This is a genomic window from Sandarakinorhabdus sp. (assembly GCF_031422795.1).
In the GTDB taxonomy this organism is placed as follows: Bacteria; Pseudomonadota; Alphaproteobacteria; order Sphingomonadales; family Sphingomonadaceae; genus Sandarakinorhabdus.
This window is the reverse complement of record NZ_JANPML010000228.1, coordinates 1-3,521: the sequence shown is the minus strand read 5'-3', so window position 1 is coordinate 3,521 and position 3,521 is coordinate 1. Positions and strand designations below refer to the sequence as shown.

At 63.1% G+C, this 3,521-nt stretch carries 3 protein-coding genes; 1 reads left to right on the top strand and 2 read right to left on the bottom strand.

Translation table 11 applies throughout. The features are described 5' to 3' along the window. On the bottom strand, positions 1-370 hold a 370-nt coding region (locus tag RMO81_RS08515), incomplete at its 3' end, for a DUF3047 domain-containing protein (protein WP_310475399.1). A 316-nt stretch (positions 371-686) separates the two neighbouring features. On the opposite strand from RMO81_RS08515, the gene RMO81_RS08510 reads away from it, so the two are divergent. After that, positions 687-1,985 (top strand): acetamidase/formamidase family protein, encoded by a 1,299-nt coding sequence (locus RMO81_RS08510; RefSeq protein ID WP_310475398.1) that lies wholly within the window; start codon positions 687-689, stop codon positions 1,983-1,985. 59 nt (positions 1,986-2,044) lie between these two features. On the opposite strand, the gene RMO81_RS08505 is transcribed toward RMO81_RS08510, so the two are convergent. Beyond that, positions 2,045-3,349, bottom strand: a complete 1,305-nt coding sequence (locus RMO81_RS08505; RefSeq protein ID WP_310475397.1) for an MFS transporter — start codon at positions 3,347-3,349, stop codon at positions 2,045-2,047. Positions 3,350-3,521: the final 172 nt, after the last annotated feature.

The window sequence follows — 3,521 nt, the reverse complement described above, 5'->3', positions numbered from 1 at the left end:
GGTTGGCAGCCGCGGTTTCAGGCAGTTTCGACGGGATCTGATCGATCTTCCAGCGCCATTTGAGCCGCGTCGCCGCGGTCAGCGGCACATCGACATCGCGGGTGAGGATGCCGGCGTTCTTTTGGGTGTGGACGTGCATTTGGGTTTTGGGACCGCCCTCGCCCGTTTGGCGCTGCACGATGCGATAGATATCGGCCGGGCCCAGCACCGCGAGTTCGGGCAGATAGGCCCAGCCTTCCGGCGGCGTTGCGAGGCCGGGCTTGGCGGCCGGGACGACGTTCGGCACAGCGTCTTGTGCGGACAAACTGGTCGCTGCAAAGGCCATCAGGCCGGCCATCAGCGGCAAGGCAAAGCGCATTGGTGCTGTCATTAGCGTCCCCCCGGATCATGTTGAACGAACGCCAACGCACCACGCCGCTCCGTTGGAAGCAGAGGCAGCCTGAGCTTATGCCTTTACCCCGAAATGGCAATATCCATCGATTGTTCCCCATGCGCATGGCGGCGGCGTGAAACAGGACAGGCGCTCCGCCCATTCGATCCGAACACGTCCGGCGCTGGTATGGGGGGCTGACCAAACGGGGGATCGTTGGCCAGGCAACGTAAAATCTGCATCGGTCAGGGCGAGGCCGCAGTGGCCATGCGCGCGCCCGCACCGAAATGCCAACACGTTACAGGAAGAAAAATTGATGCGTATTCTGGCTCTGTGGCTTTGCCTGGCTTCGCAGACGGCGTTGGCCGCAACCGAAAACGCAACCTGGATTGTTCGCACCACCATGTGGGGCAACAACAGCTATGCCACGCTGACGCTGTCTGATGCCGATGGCAGGCTTTCCGGCAGCCTGGATGGCGACAAGGTCGATGGCGAGAAGGCGGGCGACACGGTTCGCTTCACGGTCACGGATCGATCCGGCAACCGCTCCATCTTCACCGCCAAGGCGACGGGCGACACGATGATCGGTTCAACTGATGCACCCGATACGAACGACCGGGCCGCTCGCGCGATCCACGGTTTCAGCGCCCGCCGTGTGCCAAACCGCCCCAACGGCCCGCCGCGCATCGTGGATTTCCAGCCGCAGGATTATTCCAACAGTTTTGATCCGCATCGAACGCCGGTTCTGACCATCTGGCCGGGCGATACGGTGCGCACGACCACGGTTGATTCCGGCGGCGTGGATGCTGCGGGCAAGACGCGCGCGCTGTACGGCAATCCGCAAACCGGGCCGTTCTTCGTGGCGGGCGCGCAGCCCGGCGACACGCTGGTCATCCGGATAAACCGCCTCAAGCTCAGCCGCGACTATGCCGACAGCCTGGATATGATCGTGCGGCGGGCACAAGGCACATCGCTGGCGCCCCGTGCGACGGCGTTGGGGCAGCCGGTCCGCTGGACGATTGATCGCAACAAGGGCGTAACCTCGCCGGATACACAAGGCGGGCGGCTGCGTGACATTGCCTTGCCTGTTCGTCCCATGCTGGGTGGGCTGGCCGTTGCGCCGGGATATGATGCGCCGCCCATATCTGCCGGCGATACGGGCAGCTTTGGCGGCAATATGGATTTCAACGAAGTGGTGGAAGGCAACAGCGTGTTGCTGCCGGTGCAGCAGCCAGGCGCGCTGCTGTATCTTGGCGACGCCCATGCGTTGCAAGGCGACGGCGAGATGGCACAATATGGCCTGGAAACGTCGATGGCGGTCGAATTCACGGTCGATCTGATCAAGGGCAAGGCCATCAACACGCCTCGCGTGGAATCGCCGACCCAGATCATGGTTCTGGGGCAGGCAGGCTCGCTGGATGAAGCGCTGCGTTCGGCGACAACCGGAATGGTTGATTGGTTGGCCCAGGATTATGGCCTGACTCCGTCGGAAAGCGCACAATTGCTGGGCAGCGTGGTCAAGCTGGAGATCGCCAATCTGGCCGGCCGCAGCGTTGGGGTGGCGGCCAAGCTGGACAAGCAAATTCTGGCGAGGATCAAACCCAGCAAGCCGTAACGGCCGCGCCAAGTATCAACGCCAAAGATCAACGCCAACGGGCAGCCGAAGGCCCCGCTTTACCCAACCCGCCCCGCCTGCCGCCGTAACATGTTGAGCAGGACGATGCCGATCACGATGCAGGCAGCGATGGCCGCCAGGCCCACATCATAGCTGCCGGTGGCATCTCGGGAGACACCCAGCGCGCTGGTGCTGAAGAAAGACCCGAACTGGCCCATGGTGTTCACCGCCGCAATGCCAACCGCGCGATAGCGTTCGTGCAGCGTTTCCGACAGTGCAGCAAAGAACACCGGCTGCGACGGCAGCCACAGCGCAAAGATCAGCACGACAGCGATAATGGCCGGCGTCGCGGATGTCGCCAGCGCCAGCAGGGCAAAGGCGGCGGCAACCAGCGTCCACGGCACGATCATATGCCAGTATCGTTCCTGCCGGCGATCACTGTGCCAGCCCAGGCTGAGCAGCATGATCACACCGATCACCCCGCCAGCAACGGTGAGATTGCCGATGCTGCTGATATCCATGCCGGTTTTGGCGGCGATGATCGTCGGCATGGAATTATAATAGGCGTTGACCGTACCGACATAGAACAGCCAGACGAAGCCGGCTGTCAGCACCCGTCGGTCGGTAATCGCCTTGAACAGGCTTTCATGGGCGCTGCCGTTGGTTGCGGCAGCATCGGCGGCCAGCGCGCCGGTCAGCCAGCGGCGTTCGTCGGCCGCCAGCCAGCCGACCTTGTCGGGCGAATCCGGCAGATAGCGGAAGATGATCAGCCCCATCAGCAGCGCCGGCCCGCCTTCGATCAGGAACAACCATTGCCAGCCATGCAGGCCCATCACGCCGTCCAGGCCCAGGATCGGCGGCGATACCAGCCCCATCACGATCGATGTGATCGGCTGTGCCACATAAAATCGGCTCACCACCCGGCCACGCCACTGGGCCGGAAACCAGATGCTGGCATAATAGAGGATGGCCGGGAAAAAGCCGGCTTCGGCGGCACCAAGCAGGAAGCGCACGATGTAGAAGTGCATCGGAGTCGTCACGAACATCTGCGCCGCCGACAATATCCCCCAGCTGATCATGATCCGCGTGACCCACACGCGCGTGCCGAACCGCATCATCGCCATGTTCGACGGCACTTCCAGCAGGGCATAGCTGATGAAGAAAATGCCGCCGGCAAAGCCATAGACCGTGGCCGTGAAGCCCAGATCGGCATTCATGGTTTCAGCAGCAAAGCTGATGTTGATGCGATCCACGATGGCGATCAGATAGGCGATCAGCAGGAACGGCAACAGCCGCAGCTGCGCCTTCTTCATCACCCGTTCCGGCAGGCCGGGGGCAACGTCGCCCATCGTTTCATCGATCATGCCCGTCGCCCCCGCTGGCTTGGGTTTAGGCGATTGCCCGGTCCTGTCCAGCCGGCGGCCTCATGCCACTGGCCGGCCGCCCAGTGTTTCCGACAGTTTCGCGGCGATGGCCGTGCGGGCCCGGGCGGAAAGCGCCTTGCGGTCGGGCAGATCGGCGGGGCTGAAGGGTTCC

Excerpts from the sequence above, each read along its gene's own strand:
- RMO81_RS08510 (WP_310475398.1), top strand. The coding sequence starts at position 687 with ATGCGTATTCTGGCTCTGTGGCTTTGCCTGGCTTCGCAGACGGCGTTG.
- RMO81_RS08505 (WP_310475397.1), bottom strand. The coding sequence starts at position 3,349 with ATGATCGATGAAACGATGGGCGACGTTGCCCCCGGCCTGCCGGAACGG.